This window comes from Sporosarcina sp. ANT_H38 (assembly GCF_008369195.1).
GTDB lineage: Bacteria > Bacillota > Bacilli > Bacillales_A > Planococcaceae > Sporosarcina.
Map to the genome: position 1 here is coordinate 631666 of NZ_VOBC01000001.1, position 22705 is coordinate 654370.

Consider the following 22705-nt stretch of genomic DNA (forward strand, 5'->3'; position numbering starts at 1 on the left):
TGTATTTAATGTTCGCTAGAATTTTGTAAAGAGGCTGGGTCGGGAAACCATCTATTGTTAAGCTAGCATAGAATTTGTGTGTATAAAGTGGAGTGCAGGTCACCGGTATCTTTAGAACAAATCGAGGATGTTGATTGAAGACAAACAGCTGCCGACGTATATAGTGGCTTATGTCGATAAGAAATCCCGATATGTATTTCGTTCAGACATATACTTTGATTGGGAAAAGAGATTGGATGAAATTGAAGCAGAAACAGAAACAGAAACAAAACTTTAGAAGGGTGATATTTGAACTGCTTCTCTCAAAAAAAACGATCTCTTTGGGGTATATGGTGCTGCTCCGATGAAGCCTCTGTAATGTAGACTCATCGGTTTTGCCGCAGCCTTGTTATAAATATCTGTTAATAAATTCTTGCTTTTAAACCAGACTTCATTTATATTAAAAGAGACTGAACGGTATCTTTTTTGGAGGGTGAAAATGAAAAAAGGTGAATTAACAAGGCGTACTATTATTCGGAAATCAGCCGCGATTTTTAATAAAAAAGGGTATATGACAACATCGATGAGTGACATTATTCAAGAAACGAATATTCAAAAGGGGGGGATATATCGACACTTTAAGGATAAAGAGCAGCTGATGGTCGAGTCCTTTCATTTTTCTACTGAAATAATGAGGAATCATTTAATGACGAGTGTTTCACAACACGAGCGTGCAACAGACAAATTAAACGCATTTGTGGAGGCTTTTTTCCAATTAAGTGAAGGAAAACCGATAGTAGGTGGGTGTCCTATTTTTAATGCAGCCATAGAAATGGATGATTTAGAAGGAAGTGCATTATTGCCATCGATTAATGAGGCAATGGATCTGATGATAAATTGGATGGTGAAGATTATAGAGGATGGTATTAGGCATCAGGAGTTGAAGCAGTCCTTACAGGCATATGATTCTGCGATATATATTGTGTCAACACTTGAAGGTGGACTCGTATTAGATCGATTAAAGAATGATGGGCAATTAACGAAGATCATAATAAATAATTTGAAGCAATATATTTCAATGATTGCTACTGAGCGGCGGTAAAGCCGTCTTTTTTACAACATAAAAGAGACTGATCGGTATCTTTTAGGGGGGCTTATTATGAAATATTTAATATTCATCGCTTTCTTAGTAATAATTTTATTATTGAGGAACTATATCATTCGTCATATTTTTACTCCGAAACTGAAAGAGGATAAAAAATACCCGAATTCGGCTTATGAAGACATTGAAATTAAGCTTGGTATTGGGACAATTCGAGGATGGCTTATTAAAAGTGAGAAGGCAAGAGGTTGCTTTCTATTGGTACACGGTTGGAACTCTACTAAATCAGACATGTTACGATATGCCGATCCCCTTTTAGCTAGCGGGTATGACGTAATAATTGTGGATGTTCTTGGTCATGGGCAAAGTGATTCTATACAAAAACAAGTGAGTATTGAATCGTTTGTCCGAAGTATAACTTCAACGATTGATTATGTGTGTGAAAGGCCAGATATTAATAGTCATGCGATCTATGTGTTAGGGCATTCAATGGGAGGGATAGCTGCAAGTATTGTGAATTCCACAGACTTGAGGATACAAGCACTTATTACCGATTCAATGCCTACATCATTAAATAGTATTAGCAAATCAATGGCTGAGAAAATAACGCTACCTTATATTCCTGTTGGTTGGCTATTTGTCAGTTGGTTTTTATTACGAGGAGGTGTTTTTTTAAAAGCTAGAAGAGAATGGTGTCTAGAAAATATATTGAAAAACCAAAAGTCCCCAGCTCTTGCCATACACTCTATTCAGGACAAGAAAGTGCCGATTTCAAATGTGGATGTCCTATTAAATGATAGCAACTTTGAACAAGTAATTAAGGTTGCGACAAATGGTCACCATAATTGTGTGAAAGATGAACATTTTTGGGATAACATTTTTCATTTTATAGCAAGCAATAAGGGGGATATAGTAGATGAAATATATTGATACGCTTGTGATTGGTGCAGGTCCAGGAGGATATGTGGCGGCAATTCGCGCTGCTCAAATAGGGCAAAATGTAACGCTTGTAGAGAGAGAGTATTTAGGTGGAGTTTGTGCAAATGTCGGTTGTATACCATCAAAAGTGCTGATCTCAGTTGGTCACCGTTTTGAGCAAGCAAAGCATTCAGATGATATGGGTGTTGTTGTAAAAGAAGTGAAACTTGACTGGACAAAAATGCAAGAATTCAAAAAAGGGGTAGTTACTAAATTAGTAGGCGGTGTTGAAGGTCTATTAAAGGGCAATAAAATCGACACCGTGAAGGGGGAAGCATACTTCGTAGATGCAAACACTGTACGTGTAATCGATGGCGACAACGCGCAAACCTACACATTCAAAAATGCAATCCTTGCAACGGGTTCTCGTCCTGTTGAAATTCCAACATTCAAATTCACTGAACGCATTATCAACTCCACTGGTGCACTGTCTTTACCAGAAGTACCAGAAAAGTTAGTTGTCATCGGTGGTGGTTACATCGGTACTGAGCTAGGTTCTGCCTACGCTAACTTAGGTACTCAGGTAATAATCATTGAAGGTGGCAAAGACATCTTAGCTGGTTTCGAAAAGCAAATGACTCAGGTTGTGAAAAAAGGCGTAAAGGTTGTTGTTGGCGCATCGGCTAAAGGCGTAGAAGAACATGACAACGGCGTAGTTGTAACGTATGAAGCTGGCGGAGAGGAAAAAATAGTTGAAGCTAACTATGTATTAGTAACCGTAGGTCGTCGTCCAAATACAGATGAAATGGGTCTTGAAGCACTAGGTATAGAACTCGCAGAACACGGTTTATTAAAAGTAGATAATCAATGTCGTACTTCGGTACCAAACATTTATGCAGTTGGTGATGTTGTAACTGGTCCACAACTTGCACATAAAGCTTCTTATGAAGGTAAAGTAGCTGCAGAAGCAATCGCTGGAGAAAAATCCATCGTAGATTATTTAGCAATCCCAGCTGTATGCTTCACAGATCCAGAACTTGCAACTGTTGGTTACAATGAAAATCAAGCAAAATCAGATGGTATCGAAGTGAGAGTAGCGAAATTCCCATTCGCGGCAAACGGTCGTGCATTAGCTTTAAATGCAACAGATGGTTTTGTAAAACTTGTTGCGCGTAAAGAAGACGGCTTAATAATCGGTGCTCAAATTGTAGGTGTTGGTGCATCTGATATGATCGCTGAAATGGCTCTTGCGATCGAAGCGGGCATGACTGCAGAAGATATCGCTTTAACAATTCATGCTCATCCAACTTTGGGTGAGATTACAATGGAAGCTGCAGAGGTACTTATAAGGAGACTAATTCATGTTGTGGAAGTATAATGGATATACATTGAATATGGACATTATTAAACTATTTCTTCCCTGCATGTTTATTAACCATAATTAGGTAGCTCTAACTTGGAAATCAGCTCTTAGTGTTCCATTTTATTTTTTACGCCGATGCAAAATTTGATTGGTAAGTCATCACAAAGAAGTGGGCGAGGGAACCTATGGAAGGCAAGAGTTTACAGTTCTATTCTTTACCTCCGTGGTCAAGAAGAAGTTTGAGTAAAACGTCCGTAACTAGTGCAGTAAACTGCTGCTTAAATACTACATTTTTGTCGTGCCAAAAATATAAAGTGAAACATACATTCCAAAATCTACGGGAGAGGGAATGATATAGTGGTTATACACTATACCGAACATGGTAATATGGAAGGCGCACTTTTAGTGTTTTTGCATGGAGGTGGTGTGTGTGGTTGGATGTGGGATAAACAGGTAGACTATTTTACGGACTATCATTGCTTGATTCCGACACTGCAGGGTCATGGAGACCGCGGAGAAGAATCTACTTTTACTATAACTGAAAATGCACAGGAAATTATAGAACTAATTAATAGGAAAAAGAATGGGCGAGAGGTAAACATAGTAGGATTTTCCATAGGAGCCCAAATTACGCTTGAAATTCTCACTCTAGCTCCGAATCTTGTTAATAGGGCTATTATTAATAGTGCACTTGTTAAACCAATGAAAGTCACCAATTTTTTTATTGCCCCATCAGTACGATTGACCGCGCCTCTGATTAAAAATAGAGCATTTTCTAAACTACAAGCGAAACAATTATATATAGACGACCACTATTTCGAAAGATATTACCAAGACAGCATCAAAATGAAATCCAAGACTTTAATTGATGTCCTGCAGGAGAACTTATCCTATAGATTACCGGTAAAAGCCATCGATACGACTACCCGAATATTGGTAACTGTAGGTGAAAAAGAGAGAAGTGTTATGAGGAAATCAGCGCTTAAGATTGCAGCATACTATCCAACATCAGCGCTGGAAATTATTCCGGAAGTGGGGCATGGTTTTTCATTCGCCCACCCAGAACGATTCAATCAATTAGTAAAAGAGTGGTTAAAGAAATAGCCGCTATCAACTAATCAAATATAAAAATAACACCATTCAAATTTGAGTGGTGTTATTTTTATTGTCGATACTATTCGTCAATAAAAATTAAGAATTGCATAGCCTGTGCCGGTAGAAAAGGATTTGTAAGTTTATTAATACTTGGTTCAGTTGAATTACAGACCATAATAAACAAAACCCGCCTAATGAACTGCATACCAAATTAATAATTAGAGGTGCAGTTTTTTAATTCCACGGTCCCTTATACTCTATATCTTAAAGCTAATCCTTTTAAGAAATTCCTTGCATATCTATCGAGGCACTCTTTATAATTCTTGTGTCCTTCTTTTCTTAATACAGCACCTAATTCACCTTTTGTTATAACGACTCCTGCTTCTTCTAATATTTCAAGCATATCGTCAGTCGTTAGTGCTAGTGCTATTTTCACTTTTTTCAGAAGGATATTATTAACACTTTCATAATTCTTTATAGACAGTGCCGGTCTTTCGGATTGTCCCGGTTTTGGATCTTGTTGTCCTCTTTTAAAAATAATCAATCCATTTAAAAATGAATCCAACATATTATTAGAACATTTTTTACTTCCTTCATTTTCAACTTCATCATGGTAATTGTCATTAGACTTTTTGAGCAGCATTAGCACTTCTTCTTTAGTTACTTCAACGCCACCCAGTTTAAATATCTCTACCATGGTTGTATTTTTTATATCTAGAGCATATCTTAATCTGATTAATATATCATTATTATTCATCTAAAAAACCTCCTTTAAAATTTTATATTTACACAACAGTTTTAACGTTTTTAACGAAGAAAAAGGCAATCGAATTTAACCTAATAATAGCACATAATATTATTTTAACCTTTTTTTTGTAATATCAGACTTTAGGAAAGTTGAACTACCGTCTGCATTAAAAATTTTGAATAAGTCGACTGTAGCGAATCTAAGTAACGGATTCGGGGACCGCGCGATTTTAGAAGATTTCTCTATCTGATTATCAGAAGGGGAGCAAATCGGGTTGATCGGTGCCAATGGTGAGGGGGAAGTAATATTACCCTCAAGCTGGTGCCAGACGCGGAGAAGGGTCGAATAGTTGGATCAGCATGTTGCGATGAAACAGGGCATGAGCATCCGTGATGTGCTACAGAGCGCTTTCAATATCATTACGATAAGGAGACGGAAATAAACACGCTCTTTGCCATAATGGCTAAGTCGATGCAGTTGAACTGGAGGCCCTATTTGAGGGAATAGGACAGATGCAGAAAGAACTGACGAACAATGATTTTTACATCGTCGATTCCAAAGTCTACGATATAGAGAATGGACTGGGATCAATTGAATTTGGTCTGGATCGGGATGTTAACGACTTGTGCGGAGGTAAGTGAGGAAAGTATCAATTGGCAGGTTATTACAGGAGAAAAACAAGGTTACTCAATATTCTTTAAAAAATGTTGTTGTTGCTAAAACGAAATGCCCTACGCCGTATCGATAGTTAATCGATGCAGCGTAGGGCATTTCTCTGTTAGTTCAAGATGTCATTGTAAATTAAACCATCGTCGTCAAGCTTAATGATTTTCAGACGATTATCATTTTTTACGAAAATGCTCTTAAATGCTTTTATGCCATTGTCATTTTCAAAAAGAATAATGCGATTACCACGATTGTCCGTTTCAATAATCGCTTTATGGGTATCTAAGTTGATTTTTTCCGAGAGGATAGCATACTCAGGTAGGTCGGTTAACCCTTCATTTTGCTCTGTCTCGATTTTGTTTTCTTCTTTAACTGGTTCTGAAATTTCTTCAGTGCTAGTTGAATCCGTTTCAGGTTTTTCAGATGACACCGTTTTATCATCCGAACAGCCTGCAAGTAGCAGGATGCCAAGAAAAGTGATTAGTAATTTTTTCATAATAAAAGAACTCCTTAATACACCGTTCGATTTCCACAATGATTTCGAGTGAAAGGTGGATAGTTCATTTTAATACAACTATAAGGGGAAATCAAACTATGGAACGCGGGCTGGTTAGCCCTAATACATAGTGAATAGACTATTTCCAAATCAGATTGCCGTCGCATAATCGGTGATTGCTTTCGTTTTTTCAAGAAGTTATTTTAAATTCTGTTTTCAATGTGTTTTTAAAAGTACGCATGATGAAATCGATTTAGTTAAATAACAAAATTTACAATTTAGCGAGTGTTTACACAAAATATTATTTAGGGATCACATAATGTAATCGTCAACTACTTATCAGCTACATGAAAAAACGAACAAAAATTTCTCATCGATTTACGGATTGGTGGGATGCAGTTCTATCCCTCCCCAGTGATCTTTCTTGCGGGCTCATTACGGGAGTTCATCATCAAGTGATGAAGCGGTATTTGAAACTGCTTCCTAGTACTGATCACAAAAAACTCACTTGCTTTACATAATGTAAAGAGTATATAAATTTTCTTAATGATACCTTGAATATCCAATCTGAAATGGTATATTTGTCTTGGTGAAGATCAATAAAGAAAACTAATAGCAATTTTCGATAGTAAGAGGGTTACTGCATCGAGGATAAAGTATTAAGAAAAAATTTATGGGTTTTATTCACATACATATGTTAAATTCGGTGCCAGTTGCTACCACAATTCAAAGGGCAAAAATTTTATCAGAAACTGGCTTATCGCGGAAGGCATCACCTAAGCGCTAAACGGTATTCATGGGAAGCATTCCTTCAACTTAACTAAATGAAGCGAGAAAAAATGCTTATTTACTTTTAAAAGTAATAAAAGCCAAACAAGAAGGAGTTCACATGAAGAAAGTTAAAACAAACAGGAGATTCAAATCACTTTTAGAAATATTTTTAGTTTCAACACGACTTGGGTTGATATCTTTTGGTGGACCAACAGCTCATTTAGGATATTTTCATGAAGAATATGTACGCAGAAGAAAATGGATGGATGAAAAAAGTTATGCGGATTTAGTTGCTTTGGCTCAGTTCCTGCCAGGACCAGCTAGTAGCCAAGTGGGTATTGGTATAGGCGTTATGCGGGCAGGCGTTTTAGGTTGAATTATATCCTTTATTGGGTTTACAATGCCTTCAGTTATTGCACTTATTTTATTTGCCTTATTGCTTACAAGTTTTGACGTTGGAAATGCAGGATGGATACATGGATTAAAAATTGTAGCAGTGGCGGTAGTTGCACATGCAATTATTGGTATGGCGAAAAACTTAACACCTGATTTAACTAGAAAATCCGTTGCTTTATTTGCGTTAATAACTACACTACTTTGGCAAACAGCTCTTAGCCAAGTATGCGTTATTTTAGTCGCAGCCTTGGCTGGGTTCCTTTTGTTTAAACAAGACAAAGTCAATGATGAAGAGGGTTCGCGATTTCCAATTTCTAAAACGGTTTCGGTGATTTGTTTGCTATTATTTTTCGGTTTGCTCTTTCTGTTACCCGTCATAAGGGAAGTAACCGGATCCTACTGGGTGGCTATGTTCGATAGTTTTTATCGGTCAGGTGCGTTAGTTTTCGGTGGTGGCTATGTCGTTTTGCCTTTATTGGAACAAGAATTTGTACCAACTGGATGGATAAGCGAAGAATCATTCTTAGTTGGTTACGGTGCTACACAAGCAGTACCGGGCCCTTTATTTACGTTTGCCGCTTATTTAGGAACTGTTATGAAAGGTTGGCCAGGTGGTTTAGTAGCTACGTTTGCAGTATTCTTACCTGCATTCCTTCTTATTCTCGGTACACTACCTTTTTGGGATAGTTTACGAAGCAATCCGAAAATTAAAGGAGCAATCATGGGTGTGAATGCAGCAGTTATCGGTATTTTAATTTCTGCATTTTATTTCCCTATTTGGACGAGTTCGATTTTAGTACCTGTTGATTTTGCTTTAGCGGCCCTATTGTTTAGTATGCTTACCTATTGGAAGCTTCCACCTTGGGTTATTGTGATTGCAGGAGCAAGTGGTGGTTCGTTGCTAACTTTATTATAAATAAAATAAACGTCACGCACGGAGTTTTCGCTCTGGCGTGGCGTTTTTGTATTTTCTATGTATGTTGAAGTAGAGGATAGGGGGCATATTTGGACACGACTTAGGCATCTCCAATGTCCTGAACCATTATTCAATCGATCTAGAAAGCTCGCTTTATTGAATCCTTACAGAACGCAAATCGGTCATAATTGTTCTAGACATTGATTCTTTTTGTAAGGATCAATGTCTTCTGCATATCTTCTTCATAATTAATCTCTATAATAATTTACATAGGAAAGGGGCTAATTCTAGGATGAACAAGGTGTCAATAAAATTGGCCGCTTACTTTTTTGTTTCAGTCTTAATAATGGAAACAATTCTTATGTTTTATCTTCATCAGAATATTATTCATACAAGAGTAGAAGAAGAATATGCTCGATTATTGGCGAGTGGTTCAAATCATCGAGATGTGTTGGAAGACAATTATTCAAATATGACGTTAACGCATATTGCATTGATGGAAACGGACGGCGAGCGGGAAGTTGTTATTACAGATAGAGAAGGAATCATAGCCAGTAGTTCAAATGAAAAAATAGCTGCAATCAAACAATATAATTCCATTTTAAAAGATTTCGATTTAGTTGAAGACAGGATCTTGGCTTCCGACTGGAAAGAGTCGCCATATATTATTAGCGCCCATCCATATAAAGTGGATTCAAATTATGCGGGATACGTTGTAATGTTTCAAAGTACTCGTTCGATTGAGCAGTTAGTTAGTAAGTTGAATTTACACTTCGGATTGGCAGGAGGAGCAAGTGTAATCGTGTTGTTCATCATTTATGCAATCCTATCTAAATTCCTTACGCGTCCTCTCATCCGTATGAAAGAAGCCACAGAGAAATTAAGCAAAGGAGAGTTCGATGTAAGTCTTCCTTTTGTCGGTAATGATGAGTTAGGTGAGTTATCGGGCTCAATCCAAAAGCTTGCGAGTGATTTGGAACGGTTAAAAAGTGAACGTAATGAATTTTTGGCTTCAATTGCTCATGAGCTAAGCACGCCACTTACGTACTTGATTGGCTATTCGAAAGTGGCAATGAGACAGGAGCTAGACGACAAGGAGCGCAGACACTATCTGGCTATTATTGCGGAAGAGTCGAATCGGATGAAGGACCTTGTAAAAAACTTATTGGAGTTAGCGAAAATGGATGAGACAACTTTCACAGTATCAAAGAAATCCTTTTGGGTGCGTCCGTTCTTTGAGGATCTCCACAGGCTAGTTGGACCTTCTTATAAATTAAAGAAACTCCAACTTGACTTGCTATGCGACGAGGATTTTCAAATCCATGCTGATCCTGTACGATTGGAGCAAATTGTCCTGAATTTACTGGATAATGCCTCTAAATACTCAAAGGAAGATACAACTGTCACGTTGGAAGTGATTAAAAAAGAGGAGCAAACAGTTATTTCAGTTACGGATGTCGGAATCGGAATTCCACCCGAAGACATTGAATTTATCTTTGAGAAACTATACCGGGTCGAGAAGTCACGCTCGCGTACTTCGGGAGGATCAGGTATTGGTCTGGCCATCGTCAAGGAACTTGTCGAAGCCCACGGTGGCAATATTGAAGTGGCAAGTAGTCTTGGCAAAGGAAGTACATTTACCATTACAATTTAAGGGGAGGTCAGATAGTTTGCGGACAATCTTACTGGTTGATGATGAGCAGCGGATGTTGGATCTTATTGAATTATTTTTGATTCCGCATGGCTTTAGATGTATTAAAGAGACAAGTGGGCAGAAGGCGATTGAAATACTTAACCAAAAAAAGATTAGCCTTGTTCTATTGGATATCATGATGCCGGAAATCGATGGATGGGAAGTATGTAGGAAGATACGTGAATTCTCGGAAGTCCCAATCATTATGTTAACAGCTAGGTCCGACAAAATCGATTTGGTTAAAGGGTTGGACACGGGTGCGGACGATTATATAACGAAACCTTTTGATGAGGGAGAACTGGTTGCGAGAGTAAATGCACTATTGCGTCGTCTGCCTGATGATGAATCAAAAGCAGAAAAGATTATTTACGGGAATTTTGAGCTGGATAAAGAAACATATTCATTGCATTACAATGATTCAAAAGTGCAACTTACGCTAAAAGAATTTTATATTGTGGAAGCATTAATTTCACGACCAAGAAAGACCTTTACGCGTGAACAGTTGCTACATGCTGCATGGGAATATGATACATATACAGATATTCGAACAGTGGACTCGCACATCCGTAACTTAAGAGAGAAATTAAAAACGGCCGGGTTCCCTATAGAAGAGTTTCTACTGACAGTATGGGGAATCGGATATAAGTGGAACTAAAGGAGTGATTGTTATAAAGAAAATTAAACTCTATGTAGGGCTAATAATAGTGGGTGGTCTATTGTCAGCTTGTAGCACCGATAAGGAAAAATCCTATTCATTTGACAAGGTTGAAAATAATACATTTGAACATTTGCATGGATTGGGTTATATCAATGGTGGACCCGAATTAGTGATTTCGACACATGACGGGCTATATGAATATGGCAAAGACGGTTGGAGAGAAGCAACGAGCGAAAAACATGATTATATGGGATTCCAAGCAATTCGTGAAGGATTCTTGTCGAGCGGCCATCCAGAGCCGGGAACCAACTATAAACATCCTCTGGGACTTATCAAAAGTACGGACCAGGGTGCAAGTTTTGATCAATTAGCATTTTACGGAGAAATCGATTTCCATTACCTTGCAGCTGGTTATGATTCAAATGCGATTTATGTATTCAACGAAATGCCAACAAAAGAGATGGGCAAGGGACTTCATTATTCAACAGATGAGGGTTCAACTTGGAACCAACTATCCATGAAGGGATATAATTCTGAATTGATGTCAAACTTGGCGGCACATCCTTCACGAAAGGATGTCATTGCGATTGGGAGTAAAGATGGATTATATCTCTCAGAAAATCATGGGGACAATTTCAATTTATTGAATGACGTGAAAATGGTTACTTATGTAACAATGACAGAATCGGGTGGATTATATGCAAGTTTTGAAAATGAAGTAGCGAAGCTTAGAACGTTTGCTATTGGCAGCGAAGAAGAAATAGAAATTCAACTTCCAACCATTCAACAAATTGAACCTATCGCCTTTATAGCAGTTAATCCTGAAAATCAAGAAGAGATTGCAATTGCTACCTATAATAATGATATTTATATAACTAAAGATAATGGACTTAATTGGGAGACAATCGCCGATAGCGGTGGATTAGTAAAATAACCAACTAGGCGGTGCTTCAATTATGTATGGAATGATGTCGAAAATCAGTGGAATTATAAGTGAACCGCTGACGATACTTGTCCATTCGTTTGCTGATGATCCTCTTATATATACGCTCCTCTTAGGGATAATAGGGGCAGTTGCGCCTTGTCAGCTGACGGGGAATATGAGTGCAATTACTTTTTACGGGAATCGTACTGTACAAATGAAGAATGATTGGGTAGAAGTTCTATTCTTCATTATTGGGAAAGTGGTTGTCTTCAGTTCACTTGGGCTACTGACATGGCTACTCGGCCAATCATTTGAAACAAAAATGACGGAGTACTTCCCGCTGTTCCGTAAAGTGATTGGGCCACTTATTATTACAACGGGTCTTGTGTTGCTGGGTGTTCTCAAGCTAGAAATTCTTCAGCGGATTACATTGCGTATTCCTATGCAATTAAGGGAAGGAAAGGTGGGTTCTTTTTTGTTGGGAGCTAGTTTTTCCCTAGCCTTCTGTCCGACGATGTTCGTTATTTTTTTCCTCTGGCTTATGTCGGCTGTTGTGACAACTTCATATGGTTTTGTATTGCCAGCGGTTTTTGGAATTGCAACTTCATTACCTCTTCTTTTACTGTTCTTGTTAATATGGCTTTTCGATGCGAAGCGACTCATCATGAAGCGCAGTATAAAAGTAGGGAGAGTCATACAACGGTTTGCTGGTGTTGTACTCGTAATTCTTGGAGTTTTAGATACGATCACTTATTGGGGAATTTGAAGGATCACCACTACGTGCTGCAAAGAAAAGGAGAATTATTGATTATGAAAATGAAATTATGGATTATTGCATTGCTGGCAAGTGTCCTCATTATTGGAGGTTGTAGTGAAAAAGATTCCCAGTCAAATGGAGCTATGGACCATTCGGAGATGGGACACGGGGATATGGAAAATACTGATCAGGATGCTTCAGACTCGATGGGGAATGGTCATATGAGTCATAACGACCCAGTAAAGTTAAATGACTCTACAGGGGAAAATGAATTGAAGATTCCATCCGTGCTTAAACGTGGGGTTGAAGAGGGAATCGATTATACAGTTAGAGCGCAAAAAGGGAAAACTGAGGTTTTTGACGGGCATGAAACAGATACATATGGTTACAATGGCTCTTTCTTAGGACCAATGATTCGAATTAAACAAGGCGAGACAATCAAAATTAATACCATAAATGAATTATATGAAGAAACGACATTCCATTGGCATGGCTTAGAATTACCAGGAGAAGCAGATGGAAGTCCCCACAAAACCCTTAAACCGGGAGAAGAAAAGCTAATTGAATTTGAAGTGGCACAGGAAGCTGCTACGTTGTGGTTCCATCCACATCCTGATGGGAATACTGCTGAACAGGTGTATAACGGATTGGCAGGACTTGTTTATATAGAGGATGAAAATTCTACAAGTCTGGATTTGCCGGACGATTATGGAGTGAATGATATTCCATTGATTTTTCAGGATCGAACATTTGACGATGACAAGCAATTGAACTATCAAGCAGCGAAGAACGAGGACGGAACAATTGGAGATACATTATTAATTAATGGAACACTTAATCCGAAGCTGACTGTACCTAAAGAAAAGGTACGGCTACGTTTATTGAATGGAGCAAATGCTCGTGATTATACGTTCAAATTAACTACTGGGGATTCATTTGTCCAAGTGGCAACGGATGGTGGTTTCCTAAATGAACCGGTCACTATGAATGAGATTACGCTTGCACCTTCAGAACGAGCAGAAATTATCATTGATTTTTCTCGGATTAATACAACCGGTGACCTGGCATTAATAAACGACCAGGATTCGATTCTACTGCCGTTTGAAATGAGTGAACAACCGGGTGCGATTAATGAGATGCCTGGTAAAATGAATGACTTTTCAATAACTGAAGAAGAGATGAATCTACCAGTGTCAAAAAGGATCGAACTGTTTGGTATGGGGGAAATGGTAACGATAAATGGAAAGAAATTTGATATGAACAGAATTGATTTTACCCAAGAAGTTGGCGTTACTGAAGTATGGGAGCTTTACAATAAACCAGATATGATGGGCGGCATGAATCACCCGTTCCACATTCATGGTACACAGTTTAAAATAATTTCCATTGATGGTAAAGAACCAAATAAAAATGAGCGAGGTTGGAAAGACAGTATCTCTTTAAAACCAGAAGAGAGAGTAAAAATTGCTGTCAAATTTAATCATTCCATTATCTTCATGTTCCATTGTCATATTCTTGAACATGAAGATAATGGAATGATGGGGCAAATAAAAGTAGAATAAACGCAAAACTAATGCTGTTCAGTTCGTCTAGGATTCACACTAATTTTTGTATGACGCATTATTCAAATGGCCATTGTGGAGTGTTTCGCAATGGCTGTTTGGATTAACCCTGATGTTATTTCATTGAATACTGCTTTGGCTACCCCTGTAAGACATCGGATTCAACGAAAAGGTAGGTTACACAATGTTTCCAACAGCCGAGAAGAATAAGAAGGAAAATAAGAAAAAAACAATACTACTATTTCTCCTATATGTGGCAACCACTTTATTCATGATTTGGTTGCTTCTTGTTTTGTTTTTAACGTTCTTTTTTAAGCCTGATGAAAGAAAAGAAAAATCATTACTGGATACACTATTTTCGATAGCTGACTTTGAAATCGATTCAATTGTTAATTCATTAGATGAAAAAGACGGTTCTTCAATTGGAATGGGGGAGCCGGGTAGTAGTATCGAACGACTAAATAGAGACGACTTCAAACCTGCTATGAATGATCTCTTAAAAGATAGAGTCTTTGACCAAGCGAGATTCGATGCGGTTTTTCAAAATATGAAATCACCAATAATGACTGAAAAAGATCCTGTGCATTCTACTTTTGGAAGGGACGTTATTTATATATATCATAGTCATAGCAGGGAATCCTTTTTACCATACTTGAATGAGACGGATAAACCAGAGGAAGCTTTTCACTCGCGAGCCAATATTACGTTTGTTGGCGAATTGCTTGGGAGGGCATTAGAGAATAGAGGCGTAGGGACAGAAGTAGATTCAACTGATATTGTCCAAGAATTGGATTTTAGGGGATTGGACTATGGCAGTTCTTATGCGCTGTCTGGAGAACGAGTACGGGCTGCACGAATTGAAAACAAAGATTTGGAAATTTTCTTGGATGTGCATCGAGATTCGTTGCGTAAGGAATCCACCACATTGGTGGTAGATGGGAAAGGTTTTGCGCGACTGTTATTTGTTGTTGGTACGGGTCATGCAAATTATGAAAGCAATCTTTTGTTTACAGAAGGCTTGAATGACCTTCTTACGGCTAAGAATCCCGGTCTGTCTAAAGGAATCATTAAAAAAGATAGCAGTCAAGGGAATGGCGTCTATAACCAAGATGTTTCTCCAAACGCAGTTATTGTAGAAATTGGTGGTGTCGATAACACGATAGAAGAAATACGTCGGACGAGCGAAGCATTGGCAGACGTACTTAGCGATTATTATTGGCACAGCGAATAGTAATCTGAATGGAAATAGTTCAGAACAAGAGCACACATTAAAATTGTAAGTAAAGCACTCGTAAAAATAGACCATAATTCATTAAAGAAACTTCTATTTCTGACACTGCTACATATATTGGCAGAACGGAGGAATGCCTATGAAGAAGTCGTTGAAAGTTTGGAGTGCACTCATATTCTTTCTTTTCATATTTCCAATTATCCTAGAACAGATTCCAAGTGAAATACCAGATGACGTAGCAGTAGTAGCACCACTGACTAACCAGCAATTAGTGTATGCTACAAATCTTTTAGAACAGGAACCACAAATCCAAACAGGAATGCGTGCACTTTTATTTTCTACACATTCACATGAAGCATATGAGCCTATCACGCAACAATACGATGGGGAAATTGCGGTAACTCATCCCCAAGCGAATATTATGAAGCTCAATGAAACGATAAAAGCACAATTAGAATTCAATGGAATAGTAACTGAAGTTCTTGAAATCGATACTGCGGCAGTAATGAGTGAGAAGAGTATACCTTATAATAAAGCCTACAATGTAGTTCGGTCGTATTTACAGAAGTCGATGAAAGAAGTCGATTATGACATCATAATCGACATTCACCGCGACTCCCTTAAAGCGGAGAGAACTACACTGACATATGATGGGGAAAAGTACGCGCAAATTGTTTTTGTTATTGGCGGCGAGCATGCAAATTACAAATTTAATAGGGAATTAGCCGAAAGACTTACGGTCGAATTAGAACAAATCGTTCCGGGAATAACAAGACCTCTTGTTTTCAAAGCAGGGCACGGTGTAGATGGTAAATATAATCAAGATCTGGATCAGCGTCTCATACTAATTGAAATGGGTGGGATTGGTAATAATGAAGAAGAGCTAAACAGAACCTCATCAGTTCTTGCGAAAGCCGTTTCAAAGGTTCTTCAGTAAGAAAACCAAGCGTAAGATTAACGATTTTACTTTGAAGTCATGAACGTCTTATTAAACGGGATAGGCATTTTGAATTTCAAAAGAGGCGGGCCTAAGGGGAAACTTTTAGAGCTGCCTCTTTATTATTTTTGGTACGTAGGTGGATCAATTTCACGATTACTTATTTCTTGTGTAAAGACGAACAATATAATTCAACTATCAATTCATTGTCCGTCAATATTTCGAACTACTCTCGTTGATTGTAGCGGAAGATGGCGACTCCTGCGGGAACAGCGCGAGCTGAAGACCCCGCAGGAGTGAAACGACGAGGAGGCTGAAGCCGTGCCCGCGGAAAGCGTCCATCTGAAGCGGAAATCAACATTGTTCGTTTTTCCCGTTTTATAACCCTATTATGAAATTGATTCAGGTGGAAAAGATATATATGAACTCACGCCTGTTGATTGACCAAAATTAACAAGTGAATAAATTGATCAAACACTAGGCGCACCTTGTAGGGGGCCATTGAATTGCTTTGACTGAACGACTTCTAAACCATTATCGAGATATCCAAATTTAATTATTTCGGTAATCGTGTGGCAGTTATTCGTCCGTCCAATTACATAGAAGAAAAGGAAGGTTCATTTAGATATATTTCGGCATGAAGCTACGTTTTATGTATAATCAACATATATTAATGACCAAACTAAATGAGGATGCTCATCTATTATTAATAGTGAAGTTGGAAGGGAAAGAAGAGCAAAGAATTCTGGCAAGAAAACTTATTCAATAAGACTTTGTTTAGAACTATAACGGAACTGCAGCGACTGTTTTGAAATTGCATTGTGCACCTCAGTTGTTGCTGGTGTAAATTAGGTAAAAGTCTTGTCTTTAAATATGAGAGGATACAAAATGACAATATTAATAAGCGAAGTCACGAACGAAAATATTAATGACATTTTAGAGTTGAGTATAAATGAAGCGCAAAAATCTTTTATTGAAACGCCGCAACAGTGTTTAGAAGAAGCTAAGGAATGTAGCAACTTTAAACCAGTTGGGCTTTACTCAGATAACAGTTTAGTTGGTTTTGCTATGTATGGATTTTTTCCTGAAGAAGGTATAAATGGCCGAGTGTGGCTAGATCGATTTTTAATCGATTCTAAATATCAGGGTCTTGGACTAGGTAGCATCATGTTAACAGCTTTAATTGAACGGCTAAAAGAAGAATTTATGTGTAATGAAATCTATTTAAGTATCATTGCTGATAATCAAGCTGCACTTTACTTGTATCAGAAATTCGGCTTTAAGTTTAATGGCGAAGTGGATAGTAATAATGAAATGATAATGGTGAAAAATTTGTGATGTTTTTGGGAATTGTACGTAGTAGTTTTTTCTCCTAACTGACGAATGAACTCACTGAGGAAGGCCATATCTATTTTTATTTTAACGTATACAATCAGAACGACTTGAACTACTAGACTTTCAACTCAAGGATGTTGTATGATGAAACTAGAAAAACTAAAATAGGTTTTTTAGTTTCCGGGAGGTCGAGAGTTGAAGACAAGAATAATTAATGCATTTATTGAAGAAACTCGAAATAATGGCATCAAGTTCACGATGGATGACCTAGCAAAGCGTCTTGGAATTAGCAAGCGAACGTTATATGAAAATTTTTCATCTAAGGTAGATATCCTTGATTCCATTATCGAGATGACACTCGTTGAGTTCGATGAACAGACACGCAGTATCATTGACAATCCTGAGCTTACACTGCTAGATAAAATCCGTAAGGCGATTGTCGTCCTACCAAAATACAATGAGTTTTACGATCTTCGGATTTTAGAACAATTAAAACGATCCTATCCTGCACAGTGGGAACGGGTGAATCGATATTTGCATCAGTGGGATGATCTGAAGGGACTTCTTGAAGAAGGCATCCGAACAGGTGTCATTGTGGATCGGAATATCGATTTGCTGATGAAACTGATTATCGAGGCTTCGAATGCAACTCTCGATCGACAGTTTTTTTTAGAACATAGTATTTCTGTTGCGGAAGCGTACGAGTCGATTGTGGATGTGTTATTGACTGGTATGGTGAAGGAGAAATAAGGGTAAGATTGCTGGCAATTCAACTGCCAGTCTATTTTTTTGAATGATGAAACTATAAAAACTAAAATCGTTTCCTTGTTTTATAGGGCGATAAAAGATAAGGAATTGAATTAGTAATGAAAAAGGAACAAGTAGTAAATCGTTTAGATACGGAATCTGTTGGAAAATCTTTTGTGAGGTATTTAATCCCATCGATGGTTGGGATGCTACTGATGGCTGTTAATATTGTGATTGATGGAATTATGGTCGGTAATCGCTTAGGCCCGGTCGCTCTAGCGGGGGTAGGGATCGCAGCGCCTGTTTATACGGTTTTTGTCGCGATGTCACTGTGGATAGGAATCGGTGCAGCGACCCGATATTCCGCAAAGATGGGTGCTAAACGACCTGACGAGGCACGTGTTATTTTTTCGCATGCCATTGTCTCTATATTTATTTTGACGATAATTATTGGGCTTACTGCTTTTATTTTTAGGACTGAACTTGCGTATTTGTTAGGCGCGAATGCGGATACGTTTCAGTACACTGCGGGTTATATGAAGGTCATGTTGCTGTTTGGATTCATCTTCACTGTTGAAAATACATTCAGTATTTTAGTGCGAAATGACGGTGGACCGAATTTATCAATGATTGCACTTGTTGCTACGGCAGTCGTCAATATCGGTTTGAATTATGTGTTTTTATTCGTTCTTGATTATGGTGTAGAGGGTGCTGCTGCGGCTACAGTTATTGGTGCATTTGTAGGGCTAGTCATTTTGAGCACACATTTTTTCAGGAAGAAAAGTAATTTACGTTTTGTTCGCTTTAAGTTTAATCGAAAGCTTTTCCTTCTAATCCTAGTGATTGGATTTCCAAGTTTTCTTGCGGAAGTTGGGTTTTCGGTCTTTACAATCTCGCATAATATTACGTTTGAATACCTCGCTGGAACTGCCGGCGTGTCTGCATTTACGATATTGAATTATGTTCATAGTGTCATGCTGCTGCTATTTATGGGGATGGGGGCGGCGATTCAACCGCTGATTAGCTATTACCGTGGCGCTGGAAGTGAAGTCAAGATGAAAAAAACTGTTCGAATGGCCATTGGGACAGCGTTCGGTGCCGGTATCTTCTTTCTGCTTGTCGGTCAATTTGCAGCGGCTCCAATTGTGAGTATGTTCGGCGATTTCCCGGAAGAAGTAATGGCGCTTGCTATTCCGGGTATTAAACTATTCTTTATCGGGTATCTATTCATGGGTACAAACTTTGTCATGATGACGTATTATCAATCCATCGGACAGATCCGTATGGCGACCTGGATTACCGCAGCTAGGGAAATTATAGTTTTGCTAATCTTGCTTGCCATTATGCCGCGACTTTTTGGCGTAACAGGTGTCTGGCTCGCTATCCCGTTATCGGAATTCATAGTACTGGTGACGATTTATTATTACCATAAAAAATGGAATACTTGAGTTATGGCTTTAAGTATTTTGCAATGAAAAATGAGTAATAGTGCAAACCAAAGAAATTGGTTTGCACTATTTTTTATGTTCGTAAGAAGAACAATTCCTTCCAGTTAGCACATAGAATATATTTCACTAAATTCAAAACTGGTATAGACAACTATACCAATTAGGTGTATATTGAAGATTAAGAATAATGTATAAAATGGCCGAAGAAATAACTAATAAACGGAGTAAAGGCCACTTAACCGGGTTAAGGCGGGAGGCATCTCCCGAGCGCCGCAACGGATTTGAATGGAATACCTATATAGGATAGTAAAGGGGTGACGAATGTAATGAAAACAATGTTGATTTCAAATGTTACAATCGCCGATTCAAAGAAAGACAGCGTAACCGGAGACGTTTTTATAGAAAATGGTGAAATTATAGAAGTTGCTGCTTCTATTAACAAAGTTACAGATATACGAATTGATGCGACGGGTAAGAATTGGATCGTTGTGCCTGGATTTATTGACGTTCACATCCACGGTTCTTCAGGTTTTGATGTAATGGATTCAACGCCAGAAGCGCTAAATGGTTTGGCAAGTGCACTTCCCCGTGAAGGGACGACAAGTTTTTTAGCAACGACCATGACACAGTCCGAAGAAGCAATTTCTGAAGCGTTAGTAAATGCGAGTTTATTCAATGCAGATAAAATGCAAGCTGAAATGTTAGGTGTTCATTTGGAAGGGCCTTTTATCTCAGCTATAAGGGCAGGTGCACAACCGATTGAACATATTACGACTCCGTCTTTTTCCCTTTTTGAAAAATGGCAGGCATTGAGTGGTAATCGCATTAAAATTGTAACTGTTGCTCCAGAAGTGGAAGACGGTCTTGCGTTCGTTGAAGAGGTGACAGCGAGTGGTGTGATTGCATCGCTTGGGCATACAGATGCAACATCGGATGTCGTTCGTAGTGCGGTTGAAGTAGGAGCAAGTCATGTGACCCATTTATACAATCAAATGAGCCTTTTTCATCATCGTGAACCTGGAGTGGTCGGAGCAGCCTTTTTAGAGGATTCTTTGACGGTTGAAATTATCGTAGATCTTATTCATAGTCACCCAAAATCGGTTGAACTTGCATTTCGTCAAAAGGCTTCAAATCGGATCATTCTTATTACGGATGCGATGCGGGCGAAAGGACTTCCTCCTGGGACATATGATTTAGGTGGGCAGGCTGTTGAGGTTACGCATAAGGATGCTAGACTGGCTGATGGAACGCTTGCGGGAAGCATTTTAACGATGGAGAATGCAGCGAAGAATATGAAGTCGATTACGAATTGTACGTTATCGGAACTTGTTGCAATGACTTCAACAAATGCCGCAGACCAACTTGGGCTTTCCCATAAAGGAAGAATCGAGCCTGGAAAAGATGCGGATATTACAATCATTGATGGGGACTGGAATGTACAGATGACTATTTGTAAAGGGAACATTGCTTACGCAAAGGAAGTAATAGAATGAAGGTAGTCGTATTTGATAATTATGAAGAAGTAAGTGTACAGGTGGCACAATTGGTAGAAGCCCAAATTCTTAGAAATGATCGCTCGGTACTTGGACTTGCAACAGGGTCAACGCCACTAGGTCTTTATGAAAGATTGATTGAAGGCGTTACATCACGTGGGATATCGTATCAAAATGTGCGTACTATTAATCTAGACGAGTACCTTGGTTTAGGTGAAGGGCATCCGGAAAGTTATCGTACATTTATGACTGATAACTTATTTAATAAGATTGACATTGTAACCGAAAATACGTATATTCCGGATGGCACTCCTGATTCAGCAGAAGAAGAATGTCTGCGTTATGAACAAGTGATTGATGACGTAGGGCCAATTGATCTGCAAATATTAGGGATTGGTACGAATGGGCATATCGGTTTTAACGAACCAGGGACAGATTCCAACAGTCTGACACATGTCGTTGAACTTGTTGCATCTACCAGAGAAAGCAACGCACGCTTCTTTCCTTCAATTAATGAAGTTCCAACACATGCGATTACAACGGGCATCAAATCGATATTGAAAAGTAAGCAAATTATTGTAATGGCAACCGGTAAAGATAAAGCTGAGGCTGTAAAGACCTTGTTAAGTAAAGATATGAATGAAAGTTTTCCAGCATCAATTTTATGGAATCATGATAATGTTACACTTATCGTTGATCGAGATGCATACCAATTGGTTAAATCGTAAGGGAAGTGAATACTATGCTTGATAAACAGTCATCGGTACCTATGTATGTCCAAATCGAAGACTATTTAAAAAAACAGATTATTGAAGGCGGATTTGTAATTGGAATAGCAATCCCTTCCGAACGTGAATTGACGGATATCTTTAGCGTAAGTCGCATGACTGTCCGACAATCCATCTCGAATCTAGTAAATGAGGGACTCCTTTACCGTGAAAAGGGGCGAGGTACATTTGTAGCGACGCCTAAGATTGAACAACCTCTCATTGGCCTTACAAGTTTTACGGAAGACATGCTGTCACGTGGGATGAAACCTAGCAATAAACTTATTAGTTTTGAAAAAATGATACCTGAAATGGAAATTGCATATAAGTTACAATTGTCTAGGGATGAAGAAGTATTCGTCGTTAAGCGAATTCGGTTTGCGGACAACAAACCTATGGCAATTGAAAGATCGTATCTTCCTGTAAAGCTCGTTCCGGACCTTGAATTGGATAAAATAGAAGGATCTCTTTATTCCTTTATTGAAAAGGATAAACGACTGACAATTAGCCATGCCTCTCAACGTATGGAGGCTGTGCTGGTGAAAAAGGAAGATGCAGAGTTTCTTGAAATTCGTATGCCCTCGGCTGTTTTGATGATGGAACGAACCAGTTATTTAACGAACGACGTGCCGTTTGAAATTGTTCGAAGTACATATCGAGCAGATCGTTATAAATTTATCAGTGAGATTCGGAGATGATGGT

General features: G+C 38.5%; 21 protein-coding genes and 1 pseudogene. 20 read left to right on the plus strand and 2 right to left on the minus strand.

Annotated features, from left to right (window positions below):
- Positions 1–130: 130 nt before the first annotated feature.
- The 5 genes from FQ087_RS22320 to FQ087_RS03065 all read left to right on the plus strand — a co-directional run bounded on the left by FQ087_RS22320 (position 131) and on the right by FQ087_RS03065 (position 4466).
- Positions 131–277: a hypothetical protein gene (locus FQ087_RS22320; RefSeq protein ID WP_188006622.1), complete on the plus strand. Its 147-nt coding sequence runs from the start codon at positions 131–133 to the stop codon at positions 275–277.
- Positions 278–478: 201 nt separating this feature from the next.
- On the plus strand, positions 479–1081 hold the full coding sequence (locus tag FQ087_RS03050) for a TetR/AcrR family transcriptional regulator (RefSeq protein ID WP_149579075.1): 603 nt from the start codon (positions 479–481) through the stop codon (positions 1079–1081).
- A gap of 57 nt (positions 1082–1138) precedes the next feature.
- Positions 1139–2011: an alpha/beta hydrolase gene (locus FQ087_RS03055; protein WP_149579076.1), complete on the plus strand. Its 873-nt coding sequence runs from the start codon at positions 1139–1141 to the stop codon at positions 2009–2011.
- Positions 1998–3377 (plus strand): dihydrolipoyl dehydrogenase, encoded by a 1380-nt coding sequence (lpdA, locus tag FQ087_RS03060; protein WP_149579077.1) that lies wholly within the window; start codon positions 1998–2000, stop codon positions 3375–3377. Before FQ087_RS03055 ends, lpdA begins: the two co-directional genes overlap by 14 nt.
- Positions 3378–3719: 342 nt before the next feature.
- Positions 3720–4466, plus strand: coding sequence for an alpha/beta fold hydrolase (locus tag FQ087_RS03065; protein ID WP_149579078.1), 747 nt, complete (start codon positions 3720–3722; stop codon positions 4464–4466).
- 241 nt (positions 4467–4707) lie between these two features.
- On the opposite strand, the gene FQ087_RS03070 is transcribed toward FQ087_RS03065, so the two are convergent.
- The gene (locus FQ087_RS03070) at positions 4708–5214 is read right to left on the minus strand and encodes a YehS family protein (protein ID WP_149579079.1); all 507 of its coding nucleotides are present in this window, start codon (positions 5212–5214) and stop codon (positions 4708–4710) included.
- Positions 5215–5717: 503 nt separating this feature from the next.
- Here FQ087_RS03070 and FQ087_RS22815 point away from each other — a divergent pair.
- Positions 5718–5846 carry a hypothetical protein gene (locus tag FQ087_RS22815; RefSeq protein ID WP_255452126.1) on the plus strand — a complete coding sequence of 43 codons (129 nt, stop codon included), beginning with the start codon at positions 5718–5720 and terminating at the stop codon, positions 5844–5846.
- Between the two features lie 137 nt (positions 5847–5983).
- Here the strand turns inward: FQ087_RS22815 and FQ087_RS03075 are convergent, their stop codons facing one another.
- Positions 5984–6367, minus strand: a complete 384-nt coding sequence (locus FQ087_RS03075; RefSeq protein WP_149579080.1) for a membrane lipoprotein lipid attachment site-containing protein — start codon at positions 6365–6367, stop codon at positions 5984–5986.
- Positions 6368–7256: 889 nt separating this feature from the next.
- Between FQ087_RS03075 and FQ087_RS03080 the strand changes: the two are divergent.
- From FQ087_RS03080 to FQ087_RS03145, 14 genes and pseudogenes are all read left to right on the plus strand, one after another.
- Positions 7257–8450, plus strand: a pseudogene (locus FQ087_RS03080) (chromate transporter).
- Between the two features lie 292 nt (positions 8451–8742).
- Positions 8743–10104 (plus strand): sensor histidine kinase, encoded by a 1362-nt coding sequence (locus FQ087_RS03085; RefSeq protein WP_149579081.1) that lies wholly within the window; start codon positions 8743–8745, stop codon positions 10102–10104.
- Between the two features lie 16 nt (positions 10105–10120).
- On the plus strand, positions 10121–10798 hold the full coding sequence (locus tag FQ087_RS03090; protein WP_149579082.1) for a response regulator transcription factor: 678 nt from the start codon (positions 10121–10123) through the stop codon (positions 10796–10798).
- Positions 10799–10859: 61 nt separating this feature from the next.
- Positions 10860–11735, plus strand: a complete 876-nt coding sequence (locus tag FQ087_RS03095; RefSeq protein WP_255452127.1) for a F510_1955 family glycosylhydrolase — start codon at positions 10860–10862, stop codon at positions 11733–11735.
- 22 nt (positions 11736–11757) lie between these two features.
- Positions 11758–12492: a cytochrome c biogenesis CcdA family protein gene (locus FQ087_RS03100; RefSeq protein WP_149579083.1), complete on the plus strand. Its 735-nt coding sequence runs from the start codon at positions 11758–11760 to the stop codon at positions 12490–12492.
- Between the two features lie 44 nt (positions 12493–12536).
- Positions 12537–14045 carry a multicopper oxidase family protein gene (locus FQ087_RS03105; RefSeq protein WP_149579084.1) on the plus strand — a complete coding sequence of 503 codons (1509 nt, stop codon included), beginning with the start codon at positions 12537–12539 and terminating at the stop codon, positions 14043–14045.
- A 184-nt stretch (positions 14046–14229) separates the two neighbouring features.
- Positions 14230–15276 (plus strand): stage II sporulation protein P, encoded by a 1047-nt coding sequence (locus FQ087_RS03110; RefSeq protein ID WP_149579085.1) that lies wholly within the window; start codon positions 14230–14232, stop codon positions 15274–15276.
- 139 nt (positions 15277–15415) lie between these two features.
- Complete coding sequence (spoIIP, locus tag FQ087_RS03115; RefSeq protein ID WP_149579086.1) at positions 15416–16213, plus strand: stage II sporulation protein P; 798 nt, start codon at positions 15416–15418, stop codon at positions 16211–16213.
- Positions 16214–17101: 888 nt separating this feature from the next.
- Positions 17102–17551, plus strand: coding sequence for a GNAT family N-acetyltransferase (locus tag FQ087_RS03120; RefSeq protein ID WP_149579087.1), 450 nt, complete (start codon positions 17102–17104; stop codon positions 17549–17551).
- 192 nt (positions 17552–17743) lie between these two features.
- On the plus strand, positions 17744–18298 hold the full coding sequence (locus FQ087_RS03125; protein ID WP_149579088.1) for a TetR/AcrR family transcriptional regulator: 555 nt from the start codon (positions 17744–17746) through the stop codon (positions 18296–18298).
- A gap of 116 nt (positions 18299–18414) precedes the next feature.
- Entirely contained in the window at positions 18415–19743 is a 1329-nt protein-coding gene (locus FQ087_RS03130; RefSeq protein WP_149579089.1) for an MATE family efflux transporter, read from the plus strand.
- 326 nt (positions 19744–20069) lie between these two features.
- Positions 20070–21236, plus strand: coding sequence for an N-acetylglucosamine-6-phosphate deacetylase (gene nagA, locus FQ087_RS03135; RefSeq protein ID WP_149579090.1), 1167 nt, complete (start codon positions 20070–20072; stop codon positions 21234–21236).
- Positions 21233–21964 carry a glucosamine-6-phosphate deaminase gene (gene nagB, locus FQ087_RS03140; protein ID WP_149579091.1) on the plus strand — a complete coding sequence of 244 codons (732 nt, stop codon included), beginning with the start codon at positions 21233–21235 and terminating at the stop codon, positions 21962–21964. Before nagA ends, nagB begins: the two co-directional genes overlap by 4 nt.
- Positions 21965–21978: 14 nt before the next feature.
- Positions 21979–22701 (plus strand): GntR family transcriptional regulator, encoded by a 723-nt coding sequence (locus FQ087_RS03145; protein WP_149579092.1) that lies wholly within the window; start codon positions 21979–21981, stop codon positions 22699–22701.
- Positions 22702–22705 lie beyond the last annotated feature (4 nt).

Bases quoted from the DNA above. Each gene is read 5' to 3' on its own strand.
- FQ087_RS03050 (WP_149579075.1), top strand. From the start codon at position 479: ATGAAAAAAGGTGAATTAACAAGGCGTACTATTATTCGGAAATCAGCC.
- FQ087_RS03055 (WP_149579076.1), top strand. From the start codon at position 1,139: ATGAAATATTTAATATTCATCGCTTTCTTAGTAATAATTTTATTATTG.
- lpdA (WP_149579077.1), top strand. From the start codon at position 1,998: ATGAAATATATTGATACGCTTGTGATTGGTGCAGGTCCAGGAGGATAT.
- FQ087_RS03070 (WP_149579079.1), bottom strand. From the start codon at position 5,214: ATGAATAATAATGATATATTAATCAGATTAAGATATGCTCTAGATATA.
- FQ087_RS22815 (WP_255452126.1), top strand. From the start codon at position 5,718: ATGCAGAAAGAACTGACGAACAATGATTTTTACATCGTCGATTCCAAA.
- FQ087_RS03075 (WP_149579080.1), bottom strand. From the start codon at position 6,367: ATGAAAAAATTACTAATCACTTTTCTTGGCATCCTGCTACTTGCAGGC.
- FQ087_RS03085 (WP_149579081.1), top strand. From the start codon at position 8,743: ATGAACAAGGTGTCAATAAAATTGGCCGCTTACTTTTTTGTTTCAGTC.
- FQ087_RS03100 (WP_149579083.1), top strand. From the start codon at position 11,758: ATGTATGGAATGATGTCGAAAATCAGTGGAATTATAAGTGAACCGCTG.
- FQ087_RS03105 (WP_149579084.1), top strand. From the start codon at position 12,537: ATGAAAATGAAATTATGGATTATTGCATTGCTGGCAAGTGTCCTCATT.
- FQ087_RS03110 (WP_149579085.1), top strand. From the start codon at position 14,230: ATGTTTCCAACAGCCGAGAAGAATAAGAAGGAAAATAAGAAAAAAACA.
- spoIIP (WP_149579086.1), top strand. From the start codon at position 15,416: ATGAAGAAGTCGTTGAAAGTTTGGAGTGCACTCATATTCTTTCTTTTC.
- FQ087_RS03120 (WP_149579087.1), top strand. From the start codon at position 17,102: ATGACAATATTAATAAGCGAAGTCACGAACGAAAATATTAATGACATT.
- FQ087_RS03130 (WP_149579089.1), top strand. From the start codon at position 18,415: ATGAAAAAGGAACAAGTAGTAAATCGTTTAGATACGGAATCTGTTGGA.
- nagA (WP_149579090.1), top strand. From the start codon at position 20,070: ATGAAAACAATGTTGATTTCAAATGTTACAATCGCCGATTCAAAGAAA.
- nagB (WP_149579091.1), top strand. From the start codon at position 21,233: ATGAAGGTAGTCGTATTTGATAATTATGAAGAAGTAAGTGTACAGGTG.
- FQ087_RS03145 (WP_149579092.1), top strand. From the start codon at position 21,979: ATGCTTGATAAACAGTCATCGGTACCTATGTATGTCCAAATCGAAGAC.